This window comes from Maricaulis sp. (genome assembly GCF_030149515.1).
GTDB lineage: Bacteria > Pseudomonadota > Alphaproteobacteria > Caulobacterales > Maricaulaceae > Maricaulis.
The window spans coordinates 161,727-182,859 of sequence record NZ_JASBRI010000013.1 but is presented as its reverse complement, the minus strand read 5'-3'; the positions used below and the strand labels follow the sequence as shown (position 1 = coordinate 182,859).

Annotated in this window: 15 protein-coding genes; 3 read left to right on the top strand and 12 right to left on the bottom strand. The window is 66.5% G+C overall.

The features are described from left to right. Window positions 1-59 precede the first annotated feature (59 nt). Genes murJ through mutS form a run of 3 tightly spaced genes read right to left on the bottom strand, consistent with a single transcriptional unit; the run spans window position 60 to window position 7,145 of the window. Window positions 60-1,604, bottom strand: coding sequence for a murein biosynthesis integral membrane protein MurJ (gene murJ, locus Q1U94_RS06125; protein ID WP_300542739.1), 1,545 nt, complete (start codon window positions 1,602-1,604; stop codon window positions 60-62). Between the two features lie 2 nt (window positions 1,605-1,606). Next, complete coding sequence (locus tag Q1U94_RS06120; RefSeq protein ID WP_300542738.1) at window positions 1,607-4,417, bottom strand: [protein-PII] uridylyltransferase; 2,811 nt, start codon at window positions 4,415-4,417, stop codon at window positions 1,607-1,609. A 34-nt stretch (window positions 4,418-4,451) separates the two neighbouring features. Then, window positions 4,452-7,145, bottom strand: coding sequence for a DNA mismatch repair protein MutS (gene mutS / locus Q1U94_RS06115; RefSeq protein WP_300542737.1), 2,694 nt, complete (start codon window positions 7,143-7,145; stop codon window positions 4,452-4,454). 101 nt (window positions 7,146-7,246) lie between these two features. On the opposite strand from mutS, the gene Q1U94_RS06110 reads away from it, so the two are divergent. Next, window positions 7,247-9,532 (top strand): NADP-dependent malic enzyme, encoded by a 2,286-nt coding sequence (locus Q1U94_RS06110; protein ID WP_300542736.1) that lies wholly within the window; start codon window positions 7,247-7,249, stop codon window positions 9,530-9,532. Window positions 9,533-9,541: 9 nt separating this feature from the next. Here Q1U94_RS06110 and Q1U94_RS06105 read toward each other — a convergent pair whose 3' ends face one another. The 7 genes from Q1U94_RS06105 to rsmI all read right to left on the bottom strand — a co-directional run bounded on the left by Q1U94_RS06105 (window position 9,542) and on the right by rsmI (window position 17,717). Beyond that, the gene (locus Q1U94_RS06105; RefSeq protein ID WP_300542734.1) at window positions 9,542-10,879 is read right to left on the bottom strand and encodes an MFS transporter; all 1,338 of its coding nucleotides are present in this window, start codon (window positions 10,877-10,879) and stop codon (window positions 9,542-9,544) included. A gap of 26 nt (window positions 10,880-10,905) precedes the next feature. Next, window positions 10,906-12,771 carry an ATP-binding protein gene (locus tag Q1U94_RS06100; RefSeq protein ID WP_300542733.1) on the bottom strand — a complete coding sequence of 622 codons (1,866 nt, stop codon included), beginning with the start codon at window positions 12,769-12,771 and terminating at the stop codon, window positions 10,906-10,908. A 226-nt stretch (window positions 12,772-12,997) separates the two neighbouring features. Further along, window positions 12,998-14,533: a YifB family Mg chelatase-like AAA ATPase gene (locus tag Q1U94_RS06095; protein WP_300542732.1), complete on the bottom strand. Its 1,536-nt coding sequence runs from the start codon at window positions 14,531-14,533 to the stop codon at window positions 12,998-13,000. Window positions 14,534-14,742: 209 nt separating this feature from the next. Continuing rightward, window positions 14,743-15,690 (bottom strand): glutathione synthase, encoded by a 948-nt coding sequence (gshB, locus tag Q1U94_RS06090; protein ID WP_300542731.1) that lies wholly within the window; start codon window positions 15,688-15,690, stop codon window positions 14,743-14,745. Continuing rightward, window positions 15,687-16,352 carry a BON domain-containing protein gene (locus tag Q1U94_RS06085; protein ID WP_300542729.1) on the bottom strand — a complete coding sequence of 222 codons (666 nt, stop codon included), beginning with the start codon at window positions 16,350-16,352 and terminating at the stop codon, window positions 15,687-15,689. Before Q1U94_RS06085 ends, gshB begins: the two co-directional genes overlap by 4 nt. 85 nt (window positions 16,353-16,437) lie before the next feature. Next, a complete protein-coding gene (locus tag Q1U94_RS06080; RefSeq protein WP_300542727.1) occupies window positions 16,438-16,821 on the bottom strand; it encodes a YraN family protein in 384 nt (127 codons plus the stop codon). Then, window positions 16,818-17,717 (bottom strand): 16S rRNA (cytidine(1402)-2'-O)-methyltransferase, encoded by a 900-nt coding sequence (gene rsmI / locus Q1U94_RS06075; RefSeq protein WP_300542726.1) that lies wholly within the window; start codon window positions 17,715-17,717, stop codon window positions 16,818-16,820. Before rsmI ends, Q1U94_RS06080 begins: the two co-directional genes overlap by 4 nt. A 43-nt stretch (window positions 17,718-17,760) precedes the next feature. On the opposite strand from rsmI, the gene Q1U94_RS06070 reads away from it, so the two are divergent. Then, a complete protein-coding gene (locus tag Q1U94_RS06070; RefSeq protein ID WP_300542725.1) occupies window positions 17,761-19,059 on the top strand; it encodes a penicillin-binding protein activator in 1,299 nt (432 codons plus the stop codon). Here the strand turns inward: Q1U94_RS06070 and hemW are convergent. Together hemW and rdgB are read right to left on the bottom strand one after the other, a co-directional pair. Further along, window positions 19,056-20,204, bottom strand: a complete 1,149-nt coding sequence (gene hemW / locus Q1U94_RS06065; RefSeq protein ID WP_300542724.1) for a radical SAM family heme chaperone HemW — start codon at window positions 20,202-20,204, stop codon at window positions 19,056-19,058. The genes Q1U94_RS06070 and hemW overlap by 4 nt on opposite strands. Next, window positions 20,201-20,791 carry an RdgB/HAM1 family non-canonical purine NTP pyrophosphatase gene (gene rdgB, locus Q1U94_RS06060; protein ID WP_300542723.1) on the bottom strand — a complete coding sequence of 197 codons (591 nt, stop codon included), beginning with the start codon at window positions 20,789-20,791 and terminating at the stop codon, window positions 20,201-20,203. The genes hemW and rdgB overlap by 4 nt, the downstream gene beginning before the upstream one ends. Between rdgB and Q1U94_RS06055 the strand changes: the two genes are divergently transcribed. Continuing rightward, a complete protein-coding gene (locus Q1U94_RS06055; protein ID WP_300542722.1) occupies window positions 20,790-21,089 on the top strand; it encodes a hypothetical protein in 300 nt (99 codons plus the stop codon). The two genes, rdgB and Q1U94_RS06055, sit on opposite strands and share 2 nt — an antisense overlap. Window positions 21,090-21,133: the final 44 nt, after the last annotated feature.

Below are 21,133 nucleotides of genomic sequence, written 5' to 3'. Positions count from 1 at the left end.
GACTTTGCCTTGCAGGAAGAATGTCGGACGGCGCGTCTTAGCGAGCCCGGGCCCGTGCCTCAAGTGCGGTTGAGCGCCGCACGCACTTCGGAGACGCGCAGGGCACCCGTCAGTATCGAGGCAAGCGCATAGACCACGAGCCCGGCCAGGCAGATGGCGAGCAGGCTCACAAGCGTGGAATCCAGGAGATAGGGCTGAACAAAACCGCGATAGTGCTCGGCGGCTATCAGAAACACCGCCATGATGATACTGGCAGCGAGGATGCGGGGAATACGTCCCTTCAGCCGCGCATCGGGTTCCAGCAGCCCGCGACGGCGCAGGGTGAACGCCAGAAGTGCCGTATTGACCCAGCCTGACACCGAGGTGGCGATCGCCAGCCCGGCAAAGCCCAGGGGACCGAAGAACAGGGTCAGGCCCAGGATCAGATTGATCGTCACACCCACCGTTGCGAACTTCATCGGGGTGACTGTGTCCTGGCGCGCGAAAAAACCCGGCGAGAGCACCTTGATCAGGACAAAGGCAGGCAGGCCGGCCGCAAAGGCCATCAGGGCCTGGCTAACCATCACCGCATCATGCGCGGTAAAGGCATCGCGTTCATAGATGCCCGTCGCGATGAACACGGGAATCGCAGCCAGCGCGGCGGCAGCCGGCAGGGTCAGCGCCATGGAGATTTCCAGCGCCCGGTTCATGGCATTGCCGGCCGCCTGCAGGTCGCCGGCGCGCAGCCGTCCGCTCAGCGTAGGCAACAGCACCACACCCATGGCGATCCCCACCACACCCAGCGGCAATTGATAGAGCCGGTCGGCATAATAGAGCCACGACCTGGCCCCTGCCTCCAGGGTCGCGATCGACGAGGTGACGAGGATGTTGATCTGGGTCACGCCGGCCGCCATCGCCCCCGGCACGCCCAGCACGATCAGCCGGCGCACATCCGGCGTGACGTGCGGCAATTGCAGGGTCAGGCGCAGGCCGGTTGCCCGGCAGGCCGCATGCAGCCAAGCCAGCTGGACGATGCCGGAAACGGTGATGCCGATCGACAGGTGCAGCGCCAGGTCGGCGCCCTGGGCCGGTGACAGGGCGAGAATGCCGATCAGGGTGAGGTTGAGCAGGACCGGCGCCGCCGCCGCAACCGCGAACTTGCCATGAGAATTGAGGACACCGCTGATCATGGCGCTCAGCGACATCATCATCAGATAGGGCATGGTGATCTGGGTGAGCAGCACGGCCAGGGCGAAAATGTCCGGCTCGCCGACAAAGCCGGGGCCCAGCAGATACATCAGCCAAGGCATGGCCAATTGCGCGGCAACGACCAGCACCACCATGGCCGTGACCAGGACCGACACGACCTGGCGTGCAAATCGCTGTGCCTCGGTCAACCCTTCGCCTTCCAGATGGCCGGCATACAGGGGAACGAACGCCGAGTTGAACGCTCCTTCGGCAAAGATCCGGCGGAACAGGTTGGGAAACTGGAACGCGGTCAGAAAGGCGTCCGTGACCGCGCCCGCACCGAGTGCCGCCGCCAGCAGCATTTCGCGCACAAGGCCCAGCACACGGCTGGCCATGGTGAACACGCCCACCACTGCAGAGGATCGCAAAAGCCGCATGCTTATCTCAACACGCTGGCCCTGGCGCGGGCGATGCCGCGCTGGGCCGCTTTTTCGTCAAAGGCGGTTTCGCTGTCACTGAACACACTCAGAAGGCCCGATTTCACCCGCTCGACCACGTCTTCATCCTCGATCTTGCCGCCGCGAAGCGTGACATAGAACACGTCCGTGGCGCGCTCGCCATAACCATCGATCTGGGCCGAATTCAGCGCCAGGCCTTCATCCGCCAGGACATCGGCCAGATCCGCCAGCAGGCCGGGCCGGTCGCGGCCGGAGGCCTCGATCACCGTCGCATGCTCGGCGATCTCGTTGGAAATCGTCACGGCCGGCGTCACCCGGAAGGCCGCGTCGCGCCGTTTCAGCGGCACCGAATGGCGGCGGCGCACCGTCAGCTCGCCGGTGGCGACTTCACGCAGATATCCGACCAGGGCCTGGCGCTGGCGCTCGTCCTGCAGGCCATAGGGCTGACCGCCGGCATCCTGGATGTAGAAAATATCGAAGACATGGCCGGACGTGGTTGTATTGATGGTCGCGCCGACCACGTCCGCACCCATTTCGGCAAAAGCCGCAACAACATCTGCAAAGATCCGGTCGCGGTCCGGCGACCAGAGCATGACTTCCGTCGCCGCCCGGCGCCGGTCGACCCGCACGCCCGCGGCGGTGCGCTCGCCGGCCTGCCAGGCCCGGCGCACGAATGCGGCGTGGCGGAAACGGTCTTCCAGACCGAAGGATACCCAATAGGCATCGTTCAGCTCAGCAACCCACCAGGCCGCAAAAACGGCATCGACGCGCTCCAGCCGCGGCCGGATCCGCGCGCGTTCCGCCTCGGCCTTGTCGGCCAGCGTCTGGCGCGCCATCTGCAGCGCATCGCCATCGCTTTTCAGGACCGCCTCGGTAGCGGCGTATAGCTCGCGGATCAGCTGGGCCTTCCAGCCATTCCAGACACCCGGCCCGACGGCGCGGATATCCACAACAGTAAGGACGGTGAGGAGGCGCAGGCGCTCCACCGTGCCGACGGCAGCAGCAAAGTCGGCCACGGTACGCGGATCCGACAGGTCGCGCCGCTGGGCGGTATCGCTCATCAGGAGATGAGAGCGGATCAACCAGGCAACGAGTTCGGTCTCGTCATGGCCCAGGCCCAGGCGTTCGCACGCCGATAGCGCACGCAGCGAGCCTTCCACGCACTGATCGCCCGAACCCTTGCCGGTATCGTGCAGCAGGATCGCCAGATGCAGCGCCCGCCGGTTCTGGATCAGCGGCGCGATCATGGTGGAGAGGGGATGGTCTGCCGGATGCAGCCCGTCCTCGATCTCGCGCAACAGGCCCAGCGCCTGCAGCGTGTGCTCGTCGACAGTATAGCGGTGATACATGTTGAACTGGGTGCGCGCGACGATGTCGCCGAATTCCGGAATATAGCGGCCCAAGACCCCGGCCTCGGTCATCATCCGCAACACGGCCATCGGTGCGGGACTGTCCAGTAGCACTGCAAAAAAGGCCCGCGCGGCCCGGGGATCGCGGCGGAAATCGTCGTCGATCAGGTGCAGGGTCCGCCCGATCCGGGCCACGGCCTCGGGATGCAGGTCCAGCCGGCGCGAAGCCGCCATGTGAAAGAAGCGCAAAAGCCGTACCGGATCCTCGCGGATCTGGGTGGCGTGAGCGAAATCGAGCCGGCCCTCGCGAACGATGAACTCGCCCACATCCGCACCCTCTTCAGCCTCCATGCCCGGCGGCAGAAAGCGGGCAAGGCCTTTCGGCTTGGCCTTCCAGGCATCGGCCTCCAGCTTGGCACACACCAGCCGGGTCAAGGCGCCAACATTCATGGCGGTGCGGAAATAGCGGCGCATGAAGCGTTCAACCGCGCTCTCCGTCTCGCCATCCTCGAAGCCCATGCGTGCGGCGATTTCCGGCTGCAGGTCGAAGGTCAGGCGTTCGTCCTTGCCGCCGGCCAGGTCGTGCAGGTGAAATCGTACGGTCCAGAAGAAGTCGTCGGCAGCAACGTATTTGCCGACATCTTCAACCGAAAGCAGCCGGGTACCGACCCAGCGTTCGAAAGCGTCGGCACCGTAAAGGAACTGCGCCAGCCAGCGCATCAGTTGCAGGTCGCGCAGCCCGCCCTTGCCGGATTTTAGATTGGGCTCGACCGTATAGCGCGATCGCCCGGCCTTCTCGATCCGCGCATCGCGTTCGCGCAGCTTGGCCTCGACGAAGGCGGGCAAATCGCCGGCCACTACCTCGTCGCGAAAGCGCTGGGCGAGAGAGAGCGTGGCCGACTCGTCACCGGCCAGGTGCCGCAGGCTGAGCAGTGCGGTGCGTTCGGACGCATCCTCGCGCGCCAGTTCAAGGGTTTCGTCGATAGTGCGGCAGGCGCCGCCTCCGACATCGATCTTGATATCCCACAGCGCATAGAGGAATTTCTGCAGGAAGGCATCGGCCTTCTCGCTGTCGCCGGCCGGCTTGATCAGCAGGATGTCGACATCCGAAGACGGCGCCAGTTCTCCGGCGCCGAAACCGCCCTGGGCACACAGGGCGATCCCGGTCGACCCCTCCCTGTCGCTGGCCGCCATGGAATCGAAGAGCGCGTGCAGGCAGACGCTCATCCCGTCCGACAGGGTCTGGGCCGCAGCCGCGCCGCCGCCCGCGCCGGACAGCCGGTCGAAGGCCTGATCGCGAAACCGCTCCAGGGCCGATTTCACATGCGCCAGCCCGGCTGCGCGGGCGGCGGGCGAATTCCATCCATCCTGGGCCAGGGCAGCGGCCAGTTGCGCCCGCAATTCCAGGGCATCGAGCGAGGCGGGCAGGACGGATCGGGTCATCTTGCGATCAATCTAGAGTGCGGCCTCAATCCCGTCACGCCTCATTCGCCAGTGATTTCAGCTGATAGACGAGCTCGAGCGCCTCGCGCGGAGACAGGCCGTCGGCATCGACCGCGGCGAGACGCTCCTCGACCGGCGAGACAAGGGGCTCCGGCCCCGGCTCGGCAACGGCAAAGAGCGGAAGCATGTCCAGCGCTGCGGCCGGCTTTCCGTCCGATTCCAGGCGTTTCAGGATGGATTGCGCCCGGCTGACTGCCTTTCGTGGCAGTCCGGCCCGGCGTGCCACCTCGATCCCGTAGGACCGGTCAGCGGCGCCCGGTCCCACTTCGTGCAGGAAAACCAGCTCACCCTTCCATTCCTTGGCCTTCAGCGAGCAATTTCCGGCCGCGTCCAGATCGTCGGCCAGGCGGGTCAATTCGTGATAATGCGTCGCGAACAGGGCCCGGCAACGATTGACCTCGTGCAAGTGTTCCGCCGCGGCCCAGGCGATCGACAGGCCGTCATAGGTCGCCGTGCCACGGCCGATCTCGTCGAGAATGACAAAACTGCGAGGCGTCGCCTGGTTGAGGATAGCCGCCGTCTCGATCATCTCGGCCATGAAGGTCGAACGGCCGCGCGCCAGATCGTCGGCCGCCCCGACCCGGGAATAGAGCCGGTCGGCAACACCGATGACGGCCCTTTCGGCAGGCACGTAGATGCCCGCCTGGGTCAACATAAGGATGAGCGCATTCTGGCGCAGATAGGTCGATTTGCCCGTCATGTTCGGACCGGTGACGAAGCTCAGGCGAGCCGCATTTTCCCCCGATCCGTCCAATTGGCAGGAATTGGGGGTGAACCGTCCCTCGCCGGACCTCGCCAACGCCCGCTCGACCACGGGATGGCGTCCGCCCTCGACCGAAAAAGTAAATGAATCGTTAACTTGAGGCCTGCATGCGCCGGTCTCTTCGGCCCATTCGGCAAGTGCTGAAGAGACATCGAATTCTGCCAGCGCGCGCGTGGCAGAACGAATTTCGGCGGCCTGTGCCTCCACCCGGTCGCACAGACTGGAAAATGTCTCCATTTCCATGGCGAGAGCCCGCTCGCCGGCGCTGGCGATCTTCGATTCCAGCTCGGCCAGCTCGGTCGTTGTAAAGCGCACCGCATTGGCCATGGTCTGGCGGTGGATAAAGCTGTCCTCACCCATCAGCGTGTCGGCATGCTTGGCCGTCACCTCGACAAAATAACCCAGGACATTGTTGTGCTTGATCTTCAGGCTGGAAACCCCGGTGGCTTCGGCATAGGTCTGCTGTAAGCCGGCCACGACCCGGCGCGAGGCATCGCGCAATTGCCGGGTTTCGTCGATTTCGGGCATCCAGCCTTCAGCCACGAAACCGCCATCGCGTGCCAGAAGCGGCGGCTCGTCGGCGATGGCGCGCTCCAGATCGTTCACCAGCCGGGCAAGGCCCGGCTTGTCGGCCAGGGTCAACGCGGCGATCCCCGCGGCGATCTGCCCGGGCGGAGTGTCGAGCCTTTCGTCCAGCAGCCGGGCCGCGATGGCCTCTCCCTCAAGCAGCGCACCGGACAGCGCTTTCAGGTCGCGCGGGCCTCCCCGGCCCAGAAGCAGCCGCGACAGGGCGCGCTCGGCATCGCCCGCCGTCTTCAGCCGGTCGCGCAGATCGCGCCGGGCCGCGGCTTCGCGCTCGAACCAGGCGATCGCATCCAGCCGGGCCTCGATAGCTGCCACCTCGGTCAGCGGCCGCGCCAGACGTTCGGCCAGCGCCCGCGCGCCGGGCGCTGTGACGGTGCGGTCGATGGCGTCCAGCAATGACCCCTGACGCTCTCCTGACAAAGTCCGCTCGATCTCGAGGCTGGCGCGGGTCGCGGGGTCGATGGCCAATACGCTGCCTTCGCGCGCCTGGCGCGGCGGGGCGAGCTTGGCGGGCGCACCGGCCTGGGACAGCGCGAGATAGTCCAGCAAAGCCCCCAGTGCCGCCCGCTCGGCTTTGGAGAAATCGCCGAAGGCGGTGAGTTCCTGCACACCGAACTGGGACTTGAGCTGACGTTCGGCCGAGGCCACGTCGAACTTGGCGCGCGGCAGCGGTGTCAGCGTGGATCGCGGCGCCAGGCCGGCCGCCTCGGAGAATGCGCTCTCCTCGACCAGGAGTTCGGCCGGGTTCATCGCCGCCAGTTCCGCAGCGAGCGCGGACGGCGACACGACCGACACCGCGAACTCGCCCGTGGACACTTCCGCCCAGGCGATCGCCGCTTCACCGCTTGCCAGACGCGCGAGTGCCGCAATCCGGTTGGACGAGCGCGGATCGAGCAGGCTGTCCTCGGTCAGCGTGCCCGGCGTGACGATGCGCGTGATGGCGCGTTGCACGACCGCTTTCGATCCGCCGCGCGCCTTGGCTGCCTTGGGATCCTCGGTCTGCTCGCCGACAGCGACCTTGAAGCCTGCCCTGATCAGCCGCGCCAGATAGGCTTCGGCCGTCGCCGCCGGCACGCCACACATCGGGATCGGCTCACCCTGATGCTCGCCGCGCCGGGTCAGCGCGATATCCAGCGCCGCCGCCGCGCGCACCGCATCGTCGAAGAAGAGCTCGTAGAAGTCGCCCATACGGTAGAACAGCAGCGCATCGGCCGGCGCCTGGGCCCGCAGATCGAGATACTGCACCATCATCGGTGTTGCGCCCTCGGCGGAGGGAAACGTCCGGTCGGCGGGAATCGGGAGCGTTGTCAGGGCGTTCATGGCGCGAAACGGTGGCGAGGTTTCAAGTTGCGTGCAAGGGTGGGAAGCGGCTAGACGCCATAGCATCGCCAGACATCACAACAAACAGGGACCTACCGGGGATGAGTGACAGAACCAGCCATGTCGAGGACGACGAAGCGCTCGCCTTCCACAAGGACCCCGTGCCCGGCAAGCTCGCCCTGTCCCCGACCAAGCCGATGGCCACCCAGCGCGATCTGTCGCTGGCCTACAGTCCGGGCGTAGCCGCCCCCGTCAAGGCGATCGCCGCCAATCCGGACGCCGTGTACGACTACACATCCAAAGGCAATATGGTCGCCGTGATCTCCAACGGCACGGCCATTCTGGGACTGGGCGATCTGGGCGCGATGGCATCGAAGCCGGTGATGGAAGGCAAAGCGGTGCTGTTCAAGCGCTTTGCCGATATCGACGCCATCGACGTGGAAGTCGAGGAGACCGATGCCGACGCCTTCATCGAATGCGTGAAGCGCATCGGCAACACGTTCGGTGGCATCAATCTGGAAGACATCAAGGCGCCGGAGAGCTTCATCATCGAACAGCGCCTGCGCGAAGTGCTGGACGTGCCGGTTTTCCACGACGACCAGCACGGCACAGCCATCATTTCGGCCGCCGGCATCATCAATGCCTGCCATCTCACCGACCGCCGCATCGAAGATCTCAAGGTCGTCGTCAACGGGGCCGGCGCGGCGGGGATCGCTGTCCTGGAACTGCTCAAGGCGATGGGCGTGAAGCCGGAAAACGCCATTCTGTGCGACTCGAAGGGTGTCATCCATACCGGCCGCGACGGGCTGAACCAGTGGAAGGCGGCCCATGCCGTGGAAACCGGCCGCCGCTCCCTCGCCGATGCGCTGGAGGGGGCGGACTGCTTCCTCGGCCTCTCGGTCGCGGGCGCGGTGACCCAGGACATGGTCAAGGCCATGGCCAGGGACCCGATCATTTTCGCCATGGCCAATCCGGATCCGGAGATCAGGCCGGAAGACGTTCGCGCGGTGCGCGAGGATGCGATCATCGCCACAGGCCGCTCCGATTACCCCAACCAGGTCAACAACGTCCTGGGCTTTCCCTATATCTTCCGCGGCGCGCTCGACGTGCGCGCCCGCACGATCAACGAGGAAATGAAGATCGCTGCGGCCCAGGCGCTCGCCGCCCTCGCCAAGGAGGACGTGCCCGACGAGGTGGCCGCGGCCTATCACGGCTCGCGTCCCAGTTTCGGCCGCGACTACATCATCCCCTCACCCTTCGATCCGCGCCTCATCCACTATGTCCCGCCCTATGTCGCCCAGGCGGCGATGGATACCGGTGTGGCACGCAAGCCCATTCCGGACATGACCGCCTATCGCGCTTTCCTGGCGCGCCGGCTCGACCCCACAGCGGCCCTGCTGCAGCGTATCCAGGGCGCGGTGATGGGTCATGGCCGCCGCATCGTCTTCGCCGAAGGCGAGGAACCGTCGGTGATCCGCGCCGCCTATGCCTTCCAGAACCAGGAATTGGGCAAGGCCGTTCTGGTGGGGCGCGAGGAGATCACACGGGCCAATATGCGCCTTGTAGGTGTGCCGGAGGATGCCATCGAGATCGTCAATGCCCGCGTTTCCGACCGCAATGCCGACTATGCCGATTTCCTGTACCAACGCCTGCAGCGTCAGGGATATCTGCGCCGGGACGTGCAGCGTCTGGTCAACAATGACCGCAATGTCTTTTCGGCCTGTATGGTCAAGCTTGGCGATGCCGACGGCATGATCACCGGCACCACACGCTCCTACGCGGCGGCGCTGGGGGATGTCAGCCTAGTGCTCGATCCGGCACCGGGACAGCGCGTGATGGGTATGTCGATTGCCCTGGCGAAAGGGCGCACCCTGTTCATCGCCGACACCAATATCGCCGAATTTCCCGACAGCGAGGCGCTCGCCGACATTGCCGAGGAAACCGCGGCAACGGCCAAGGGTTTCGGCTTCACCCCGCGCGTCGCCTTCCTGTCCTACTCCACCTTCGGGAATCCCTCCGGCAACCGTTCGGACAAACTGCAGGAGGCCGTCCGACTGCTCGACCAGCGGGGCGTGGATTTCGAATACGAGGGCGAGATGAATGTCGATGTGGCGCTCGATCCGTCACACCGCTTCCTCTACCCCTTCTCGCGTCTGAAAGGCCCCGCCAATGTGCTGGTCATGCCGGCCATCCACGCCGCCTCGATTGCCACCAAACTCCTGCGCGTGGCCGGCGGGGCGACCGTGATCGGGCCGATGCTGGTGGGCGTGGAAAAACCGGTGCAGATCGCCCGGCTGGGCGCCTCGGTCAGCGAAATCACCACGCTGGCCGCCCTGGCCGCCTACGACCCGGAAAAGCACGAAGTGGATACACCGCTGGCGGAGTAGACCGCGGGATCAGTCTACCGTCTCGCGTTCGGCGAACTTGAATTCGCCGCGCGCGGCGGCGGGCCCATAGGCGATCACGACGATCAACAGGACTGCCGCAGGCAGGGTCCAGGCCGCAGTGAGAATGAAGAACATCACCCAGCCGACCGCATCCGCCAGCACGCCGGAAAAACCCGACAGGAATTTCGCGAACAGGGCATAGAAGGAACTGACCCAAGCGTATTGGGTTGCCGCGCTGGCCGGATCGACGAGGCTGGAGAGGTAGGCGATGAAGACCGTCGTGACAAAGCCTCCGGCCAGATTGTCGCCCACGATCGCCACCATCAGCTTCCACGCATCGTCGGGCTGGGCAGTGGCCGCCAGCCAGGCATAGGCGCCGTTGGTGATGAAGGTGATCACCAGGCCAATCACCAACGCCCGCATCAACCCGATCCGGAACGCGACGACACCGCCAATGAACAGGCCGAACATGGTGGCTGCCAGACCCGGTCCGCCCTGTATCCCGCCAACGACCGCGCGGTCGAAATCGAGGTCCGAATACAGCGGCGCAGCCATGACACCCATGGTGAAATCGCTGATTCGGTAAAGCGAAATCAGCGCGATGACCGGGAAGATCCACCAGCCCAGACGCGCAAAGAAATCCTTGAAGGGTTGCCAGACCGCCCGCACGACCTTCAGCGCGAAACTGCCTTCCAGCTCGCGCCGGCCCGCACCGGCCTTGGGCTCTTTCATCAGGAAGACAAGACCGCCGGAAACGACCATCGCCCCGGCCATGGCCAGGAAGGAAATGTCCCAGTCTGCCCATTCCGATATGGCCAGACCCAGACCGGAGGTCATGTAGGCGATGCGGTAGCCGAAGGAATAGGCCGCGGCCATGTTGGCCTGCATGTCATTGGGCGCGGACTCGATCCGCCAGGCATCGATCGCCACGTCAAGCGTGGCGCCGGAATAGGCCAGCAAGAGCGCCGCGATGGCGACCGGAACCAGGCTGACCAGCGGATCGGTCTGGGAAATGACGATCAGCGCGACCACGGTTCCCGCAATCGCCGTCACGATCCAGGACCGCCGGGCACCGAGAAGCCGGTGCAGGACCGGCAGCTTCACGCGGTCGATGACCGGCGCCCACAACCATTTCAGCGTATAGGACAGGGTGACGAAGTAGAAAAACCCGATGGTCGAGCGCTCGATCCCGGCATCGCGCAGCCAGTAGGACAGCTTCTGGAATACCATGTAGAGCGGCAGGCCGGAGGCGAAGCCGAGGATCAGCATCGAGATCATGACCGGTGTCGCATACACAGTCAGGGTCTTCAGCCAGGTCGTCCTTGGCTGCGCACTGGTTTCGGCCATGTCACTGAAACTCCGCGGGGATGGGATCAGCCCATGCTGGCCCGCTTTTCCTTCCGGCACAAGCGCATCAGCACCGCACTGAGCCGGTCGGGATCGAGAGGTTTGGAGAGGAATTCGTCCATGCCCGCTTCAAGGCACAGCTTGCGGTCGGCTTCCGAGGCATTCGCCGTCAGGGCGATCAGCGGCAGGGTGAGGCCGTCCGCCCGGGCCTTGCGCGCGACATCGGGGCCGTCGCAATGAGGCATGCGCTGGTCGAGCAGGGCGGCGTCGAACGCGCCCGTGGCCAGCGCTTCGCTGGCGGCCTCGCCATCGGCCACAAGGGTGACTGATATGCCAAGATTTTCCAGACATTTACGGGCGATCAGCGCGTTCACCGGATCGTCTTCGGCGACCAGAAGGGAAAGATCGGACACATCCGGCTGGAAGGCCGGCCGTTGCCCTGACGCCGCCGGGTCGTCCTCGTGCGCTATCGCGGTCCCGCCCAGGCGCGCAATCAGAGTGGTGGCGCGCACGGGTTTGACGAACCAGCCATCACTGTCGCGAGCCCGGCTTTCCAGAACGGCCTTCTTCTCCGCGGGAGCGACAAGATGCCAGATTCGGTCGGCGCCGGCCGGCATGTCCGGCCCGGTCCAGGCCGCATCCAGCAGGATCTCGCGCCCGCCGATCCGGTCCATTTCGCCCGCATCGGCGACGCAAACCGCGTCGGCGCCGAGCGCGGTCAGCTGATCGGCGAGGCTGGCAGACAGAACCGGCTGGGCCGACACCACGGCCACGCGCTTGCCGGCCAGCGGCGCCGTGTCCGGCGCCTCCAGGACGGGCAGGTCGAAGACCACCCAGAATTTCGCGCCTTCGCCGAGGCGGCTTTCCACACCCATGGTGGACCCCATCGCCTCGACCAGACGGCGGACCATGGCCAGGCCGAGACCGGCCCCGCTTTCCGCACCGTTGCGCTCGGCCGCACCACGCTCGAAATGCTCGAAAAGCTTGTCCTGGTCAGCCTCGGAAATACCCGGTCCCGTGTCACTGACATAGATGGCGAGGCGGGCCCGGCCGTCCGATCCCGGCGCATTGGCGACATCGATGCGCACCCCGCCCTCGCCGGTGAATTTTACGGCATTGCCGATGAGGTTGAACAGGATCTGCTTGATCCGCGCCGCGTCGCCCTCGATCCGGGACGGCGCGCCGGCGGCGTGAACCACACCGATCTCCAGACCCTTTTCCTGGGCCCGTGGCGCCGCGAGTTCGACCGTGTCACGCACCAGGGCAGCGACATCGACTTCTTCGGGGCGCAATTCCAGCTTTCCGGCCTCCAGACGCGACAGGTCCAGAATATCGTCGACCATGGCCAGCGCATGCTCGGCCGAGGCCGCCATGGAGCGGATATAGTCGGCCTGGTCGGGCCGCAGCGGCGTGGCTTCCATGAGGCGTGCCACCCCCAGCGCTCCGGCCAGCGGCGTGCGCAGCTCGTGGGTGACGGCGGCGAAGAAGAGGGACTTGGCGCGCTGGGAGGCTTCCAGGTCCTCGTGCGCCTCGCGGCGGCGCGTCACATCGCGCCCGACCGAGATCACGCCCTTGCCGCCCGGCAGCAGACGTTCATCCCATTCGATCCACAAGGGTCCCGACCGGGTGCGCATGAGCATTTCATAGCGGCGCGCATCGCCGCCGGAGATCGGCGGAGCCACGGAGAACCAGCGCCCGACCCAGTCCGAACGCGCACCGCCGAAGGCATCGAGGAAAGCCGAATTGACGTAGAGGACCCGGCCGCCAAAGCCGCGCAGTAATATCAGCTCACCAGCCGCATCCAACGCAAGCGGCAGCAGGCCGTCCAGCGCGTCCGCATCGGCCGTGCGCATCGATCCCGCGGATCCGTGGGGGCGATCATCCTGAGTCATCGACGGTTTTTCTAGCAAAAACCGGTTAACGAAGCGTCGTGACGCACCATCCTTCACGGCGCCGGGCGGCGGTCACGACACAGCCGGGCGCCCGGGTGGATTCCCGGCACACCGCGCGCCTGGCCGTCCGCACCGGTGCCCCCTCCCCAACCTGACCGCGCCGCTTGCCGTGCTGGGCCCGCCGCCACGCCGCCCATCGTCCGCGGGGGGGTCGGACAGGCCTGCCCTATTGTGCCGCCAGCGCCTGACCGCTGACCGCCTGGGTGGCCGCGGCCAGTCCACGCCGGCAGGCCAGCGCCTCGGCGATATGGATGCGGCGCACACCGTCCTGGCCCTCCAGATCGGCAATCGTGCGGGCGACGCGCAAGACGCGGTGATAGGAGCGCGCGGTGAGATTCTGGGCCATGGCGGCCTCGTTGAGCAACGCCTCTCCGGCCCGGTCGGGCGCAGCGACATGGTCGAGAATGTCGGTCGGCAGATGGGCGTTGAGATGACCGCGTCCGGCCTGGATGCGCCGGGCCTCGGCAATACGGGTCGCCGCTTCGGCCGTGCCTTCGGGCGGGGCCGGCAGGGCGAGGTCCGCGGGCGTAACCGGCGGCACATGGATCTGCAGGTCGATCCGGTCGAGCATCGGACCGGAAATCCTGGCCTGGTAGTCGATCGCGCATCGCGGCCCACGCCGGCAGGTCCGGCCGTCCGCCCCGCCACCGCCGCAGCGGCAGGGATTCATCGCGGCAACCAGTTGGAACCGGGCGGGATAGGCGATATGCGCGTTCGCCCTAGCCACGGTGATCGATCCCGTTTCCAGCGGCTGCCGCAGGCTGTCGAGCACCTGGGGATGGAATTCGGGCAGTTCGTCGAGGAACAGCACGCCGCGATGGGCCAGCGACGCCTCACCCGGGCGCGCCTTGGTGCCGCCGCCCACCATCGCCGCCATGGAGGCCGAATGGTGCGGCGCCCGATAGGGCCGGCTGCGCGTAAGCCGCCCGCGTTCGAGCAGGCCGGCGACCGAATGGATCATCGACACGTCGAGCAGTTCGTCCGGTTCCAGCGCCGGCAGCAGGCCGGGCAGGCGTTCGGCCATCATCGACTTGCCCGATCCGGGCGGGCCGACCATCAGCAGATTGTGGTGCCCGGCCGCGGCAATCTCCAGCGCCCGTTTGGCGCCTTCCTGGCCCTTGACCTGACGCAGGTCGGGCAGGGCTTCAGCCTCGGCGAGTTCGCCCGGCACCGGCCGGGCCAGAACCTGGGTGCCCTTGAAATGATTGATCAGCTGGATCAGCGTGCCCGGCGCCAGGATGGGCAGATCGCCCCCGGCCCAGGCCGCCTCGGCGCCGCTGGCCTCCGGACAGATCAGCGAGAGCTGCGCCGCATTGGCCGCAACGGCCGCGGGCAGGGCGCCCGGTGCGGGACGGATGCGGGCATCGGCCCCCAGCTCGCCGAAGACCAGATGTTCTTCCGCCGCATCCTTGGGAAGGATGCCCATCTCGGCCAGCACCGCCACAGCGATGGGCAGGTCGAAATGCGAGCCCTCCTTGGGCCGGTCGGCCGGGGCCAGGTTGACGATCAGACGTTTCGAGGGCAGCGAAAGCCCCAGCGCCGCAAACGCCGCCCGGACCCGTTCCCGGCTCTCGGTTACCGCCTTGTCGCCAAGTCCGACCACGGAGAATATCGGCTGCTGACCGGCCGCAACCTGCACTTGCACATCAACGATGCGGGCCTCGGCCCCCTCGAAGGCCACGGAGGTTGTGCGGGCCGCCATGAATTCCTCCTGCCATACCGCCTGTTTGAATCAATGTGCAGCCGCTTCGTGGCCCATTGCCACCGGTCGCGGACAGTTCGGCGCAATGGCACGCCCCGAATCCTAAATGCCGGTCAGCATTGGGTTTTCCACAGGCCGCACCGCCTTATGGATCATATAGGGAACAAATACTGAACGATATGGAACAACACGTCAAGCGTGTATTTGTGCTAGGGTTCCAGGCGACGGTCCACGCTGTCCCAGAAAGCCGCGCAGGCATCGACACCGGAAAAGCGTCTGAGTTCCTGCACGCCGGTGGGCGAGGTGACATTGATCTCTGTTAGTTTGCCGCCAATCACGTCGATGCCGACGAGGACCAGGCCGCGCTCGCGCAGGAGCGGGCCGATGGCCGCACAGATGGCCTTGTCGGTGGCGTCCAGCTCGCTGGGCTCTGCACGGCCGCCCACATGCATGTTGGAGCGCGTCTCGCCCTTTTGCGGCACGCGGTTGATCGCCCCGACCGGCTCGCCATCCACAAGCAGGACACGCTTGTCCCCCATGGACACCGCCGGCAGGAAGGCTTGGGCCACCACCGGTTCCCGGGAGCTGGCGAAGAACATTTCCAGCAACGCAGCGAAATTGCCGTCACCCGGCTTGAGCCGGAACACGCCGGCCCCGCCGGCCCCGTAGAGAGGTTTGACGATGATGTCGGAATGGGTATCGCGAAACGCTTTGAGAGCGGCGATGTCGCGGGTGATCAGCGTGGGCGGGACGAGGTCCGGGAATATCAGCGGCAGGATCTTTTCCGGGCTCGACCGCACCCAATGCGGGTCGTTGAGCACCAGCGTCCGCCCCTTCAGCGCCTCGAGAATATGCGCCGCGGTCACATAGGCCATGTCGAAGGGCGGATCCTGACGCATCAGAACCACATCGACATCCTCGGCCAGATCCAGCATGACCGGGTCGCCCAGATCGGCATGTTCGCCCTGGACGTGCTTCACCCGCACCGGCCGGGCCCGGGCCAGTACACGGCCCTGCAGCCAGGCCAGCTGTTCGGGCTGGTAGACATACAACTCCGCCCCGCGTGCCTGCGCCTCCTCCATCAGGGCGAATGTCGTGTCGGCATCGACATTCACGTCTTCGACCGGGTCCATCTGGACCGCTACGCGCAGGCTCATTGGGACGTCTCCGGGCCACCCAGCAATTGCGGACCGGAGTTAGGGGTTTGCGCCAGAGGGTCAAGCCCCGGCATGGCCTGGCCCGCACACGCCTCGGCACGGCGCTCGCCCCGGGCCGGCAGATTGCTCGGCATGCCGGCGACGCGGACATAGGATATCACCTCGTCCACGCCATCTACCAGCGAGGCATGGGTCGTGGCCCGCTCGAGCTCGCCACGATTGCGTGCCACGCCCAACAGGTAGACCCGGCCATCACGGGTCTCGACGTTGAAATTGATCGAGCGGACATTGCGGTCGGAGACCAGGCGGGCATTGACGCGGGCGGTGATCTGACCGTCCCGGGCGCGGTCGCGGAACCCCTGTCCCGGACCGACCTCCAGCTCGTTGGCAACATTGCGCACGGCCACGGACGACCAGGCGATGCATTCCGCCATCAGCCGGTCGTCCTCGCGCGGCACACGGCCGGTCAGGAGGGCAATCCCCTCGGTTACTTCCACATCCACCCCGCCGAGCGCGAACCCCTCCTCACGCAGCATGGCGGACTTGATCGCGACCGAAGCATTGGTGTCGTCGAAGGAGCGTCCGATCGATCGTTCCGGCAGCACCGTCGAACATGCCGTCAGCGCGGCGAGCAGAACCGGAAGGCAAAGCAGGCGGATCATCACACTCTCCTGTCGAATCGCACCCCCGCGAACACTACGCTACAGGACGCGCGGTACCAGCCCCCGGTTCCGCCGCCGGCGCCGATCACAGCAGATCGGCCGCGCCGTCGTCCGGTATCCAGGCGGCACGATGATGCACCGGCAGGCGCCCCGGCGCGACCAGAAACAGGTCATAACGCGGATACAGCATGCGAAAGCGCTCGTGCCGCGCCATCCACAGGCTGGCGGCACGTACGATACGGCCGCGCTGACGCGGCCCGATCGCCCGGGCGGCATCGGCCAGCCGGGCTCGCGCCTTCACCTCGACAAAGACGAGGTATTCCCCGCGCCGGGCCACGAGATCGATCTCGCCCGCCGGCGTGCGGGCGCGGCGATCGAGCAGGTGGTAGCCCTTGGCCGCCAGCCAGGTCATGGCCAGGTATTCGGCCCAGCGGCCGCGCGCCTCCGCGGCCTGCCGCTTCCGGCTCAAGCCGCCCCGCCTTTCAGCGCCAGGGCCCGGGCATAGACATCCCGCCGCGACCAGCCGGACACCGCCGCCACCTCGGCCGCAGCGTCCTTGATGCGCATTTCGCCGAGCACCGTTTCCAGCGCCTTGTCGATCCGCGCTGCATCCCAGTCGTCCGCAGCGGCCGGGCCGACCACGATCACCACTTCCCCGCGCGGCGGTCCGGCCTCTTCATAGTGCGCCGCGAGCTCGGCCAGTGTGCCGCGCCGCGCCTCCTCGTGCAGCTTGGTGAGTTCGCGGCAGACCGCCGCGGGACGATCGCCGCCGAGAATCCCGGCCATGCTGGTCAGGGCCGCCGGCAGCCGCGACGTACCCTCATAGATCACCAGCGATCCCGGCACATGGCGATAGGTCTCCAGCCAGGCTTCGCGCGGACCGGTCTTTTGCGGCGGAAAGCCCGCGAAGGTGAAACTGTCGGTGGGCAGGCCGGCGATGGCCAGAGCCGTCAGTACGGCGGAGGCGCCCGGGATCGCGACGACATGGCAGCCGCGCTGGACGGCCTCGCGTACCAGTTTGAAACCGGGATCGGAGACCAGCGGCGTTCCCGCGTCAGAGACCAGGGCCAGCGAGGCGCCGGCGTCCAGATCGTCCAGGATCTGCGGGCGCACCTGTTCGCCATTGTGGTCGTGATAGGCCTGCAACTCGGCCCGGATGCCATAGGCATCCAGCAGCCGGCGGGTCACCCGCGTATCCTCGGCCAGTATGCGATCCACGCCGGCCAGAACGTCCAGCGCCCGCAGGGTGATGTCGCGCAGATTGCCGATCGGCGTTGAGACCAGGTAGAGACCCGGTCCGGGCGCTTGCCCCTTCGGGCCCTGGCGGCTAGCTTCGCCGGGGATTTCACTGGGTGTTCCGGTCATGCTTTCAGTCATTCTTTCGCGTTTTGCCGCTTATCCTTGCAACATGGCACAAAGCGTACGGCCGCGCTGCCTCGCCGTCATCGGCCTGGCGGCCCTGGCGGCGGCCTGCAGTACAACGCCCGAACCGGCACCGCCTGCTCCGACCCTGCCGGTCGAGGAGCCCGAACCCGAACCCAAGCCGGAACCGGAAGCGCCTGAAGAGCCGGTCGAAACCGGATTGATCCCGCCGCATATGGCTGACCGGGATATTGCCCGTGTGGCCGTGCTGCTGCCTTTCTCGGCCGAGAATTCCGGCGCGCGCGCCGAGGCCCTGCGCCTTCTGCGCGCCGCCGAACTGGCCCTGTTCGAACGCGCCGGCGGCAATCTCCTGATGATCCCCAAGGACACACAGGGCACGCCCGAGGGCGCCCGCTCGGCCGCCATGGCCGCAGCCGAGGACGGGGCCGACCTGATCATCGGACCGCTGTTCGGACCGGCTGTGGCCTCGGCCGCCAATGTCGCGCGCCAGGCGGATATCCCCGTGATCGCCTTCACCACGGATACGGCCGTCGCCGGCGATGGCGTCTATCTGTTGAGTTTTCCGCCCGAGATCGAGGTCGAGCGGATCGTCGAATACGCCTCGCGCCAGGGCGTCCAGCGCTACGCCTATCTCGGTCCCCAGGACCGGTACGGCGTGGCCGTCTACAATGCCCTGGAGAACACCTCGGCACTGACCGGCGGGTTTGTCGCGGCGGAAGCCTTCTACACCGGCGATGTGGAGGCCATGGCGCGCGCCTCGGCCCGGCTGGCTGAGGGCGTGTTCGAACCACTGACGCCGGAGGACGCCCTTGAGCTGCGCCGGAGCGAATGGGTGCCCGATCCGGAAGCCCCTTTCCAGGCCGTCATCCTGCCGGAGGGCGGAACCCGGCTGCGCGCACTCGGCCCGCTCCTGATCTCGCAGAATGTCGACCCGCTGGTCGTCCGGTTCCTTGGCACCGGCCTGTGGGACGATCCGGAATTGCTGCGCGAACCGGCCCTGCACGGAGGCTGGTTTGCCGGCCCCGACCGCGATGCGCGTGAACGGTTCGAGACTGCCTATGAGGACACCTACGGCAGCGCACCGTCTCGCATTGCCAGCCTGGCCTATGACGCCATGGCGCTTGCCGCACACATGGATGGCGGGGAGCGTGGCTTCTCCCGCGAGGCGATCGAGGAAGAGCAGGGCTTTCTGGGCGCGGACGGCCTGTTCCGCTTCCGCGAGGACGGGCTGATCGAACGCGGCCTGGCGATCTACGAGATCCAGCCGCGCGGCCTGCGCGAACTCGAGCCGGCGCCCCAGACTTTCGAGCCGCAGGCCTTCTAGGGCACGAGTTCGCCCGAGACGCCGTCGGCCAGGAGCCGGCCTTCGCGTGTCAGGCGGATGTGGGTGCCGTCCTGTTCGACGAACCCCTGCCGGCTCATCCGCGCGAGACCGCCGGGGTCGACGCCGGCGCCCGTCGCCGCTTCGAGATGGACAAGATCCAGCCCGTCAGCCACGCGCATGCCCATCAATATGCGTTCCGCCCCTTCGTCCGCCGCGCCCAGCGTCTCGGCCGTATAGCGCGGATCGGCATCGATATAGTCGCGCGGACGCCGGTGTGCCTCGGTCGCCAGCCGGCCGCCGGCGGCAGCCCGGCCGATCCGGCCATGAGCACCGGGCCCGACCCCGATCCAGTCTCCGCCCGCCCAGTAGAGCCGGTTGTGCACCGACCGGTCGCCGGGGGTGCGGGCGTGATTGGAGATTTCGTAGGCCGCCAGGCCTTCCGCCTCGCAGACCGCATGGGTGAGTTCGTAGAGGTCGGCCGCGAAGTCCGGCGCCGCAGCCAGTTTTTCGCCGCGCGCCGCGCGCTTTCCGAATGCGGTTTGCGGTTCGATCGTCAGTTGATAGGGCGAAACGTGGCCCACACCGGTGGCCAGCGCGCGGCGCAATTCGGCCTCCCAGGCCGCCGCGTCCTGACCGGCCCGGGCATAGATCATGTCGACCGACACACGCCGGAACGCGGCCTGGGCGGCGTCGATCGAGCGCTGGCCCATGACGCTGTCATGATCGCGGCCCAGGGCGGCCAGGGCCGCATCGTCGAAACTCTGCACGCCCAGCGACAGACGGTTGATGCCCGCTGCCGCCATGTCCGCAAACCCGTCCATGTCCCTGGGGTTGGCTTCCAGTCCGATCTCGGCACCGGTTTCGAAACCCCACAACCGGTCGGCCGTCTCGATCACCGCTGCCAGCTGGACCGGCGTCATCAGCGAGGGCGTGCCGCCGCCGAAGTGCAGGCTGACCAGCCGGCGCGCACCGCTGCGCGTGCGCCAGTGGGCCATATCGTCCAGTATGGCCGCCAGCAGCGTCTCGTCATTCCCTTTGGGCCGGTAGACGTTGAAGTCGCAATAGGGGCAGATACGCGCGCAATAGGGCCAGTGGACGTAGAGTCCCAGAGCATCGCCAAGCGCCAGGCGGGCTGCGCCGGTCACGGTCCGAATTCCGACCGCGTCAGGAGGTCGAGCGCACGCGCCCGGTGGCTCAGTGCCCGTTTCTCGTGAGCCTTCATTTCCCCGAAGGTCCGCCCATGCCCGTGCGGGCGGAAAACCGGATCATAGCCGAACCCGCCCTCGCCGCGCGGCGGCCAGACGATATCGCCGGTCACCTCGCCACGATAATGCACCAGCGAGCCGTCCGGCCGGGCGAGGGCAATCACACAGACGAAGCGGGCCGTACGGTCTGCACTGTCGCCCAGCTCGTTGTGCACGCGCTGCATGGCGCGGCGGAAGTCGCGCGGCTCGCCCGCCCAGCGCGCCGAGTAGATTCCCGGCGCTCCGTCCAGCGCATCGACCGCCAGCCCGGAATCGTCGGCCAGACAGACCAGACCCGTGGCGCGGCAGGCCGCCCCGGCCTTGAGCGCGGCATTACCCTCGAATGTCGGTTCGGTTTCTTCCGGTTCAGGAAGGGACAGCTCGGCAGCGCTTTTCAGGGCGATGCCGCGAGGCGCCAGAATCTCCCGCAATTCATTGATCTTGCCCGCATTATGGCTCGCCAATACCCAGGTGAAGTCGTCAGTCATGGGCGGAAAGGACCTCAGTTCCTTATCGCCTTTCGAAAAATTCATATCGAAAAACGATATTTTTCGCTTGCGTGCCCCGAGCTTTCCGTTTATCGATAAACAACAAGGACGGGACACATCGTCCGAAGACGCCAGAAAAACAACGGTAATTGGTCAGATGCAACAGAAAGGAAACAGTGAAATGGTCAGGTCCGAAAATTCAGGCATCCGCACGTTCGCGTCGATCGCGATCAATCTGATGCTGCTGGTTTCGGTGGCGGCCGGCGCGTTCTACGCGATTGCTCCGGTTGCTGCATGATTGCTAAAGACGGGTGAGGCCTGACGGACGGAGACAACGTCCAC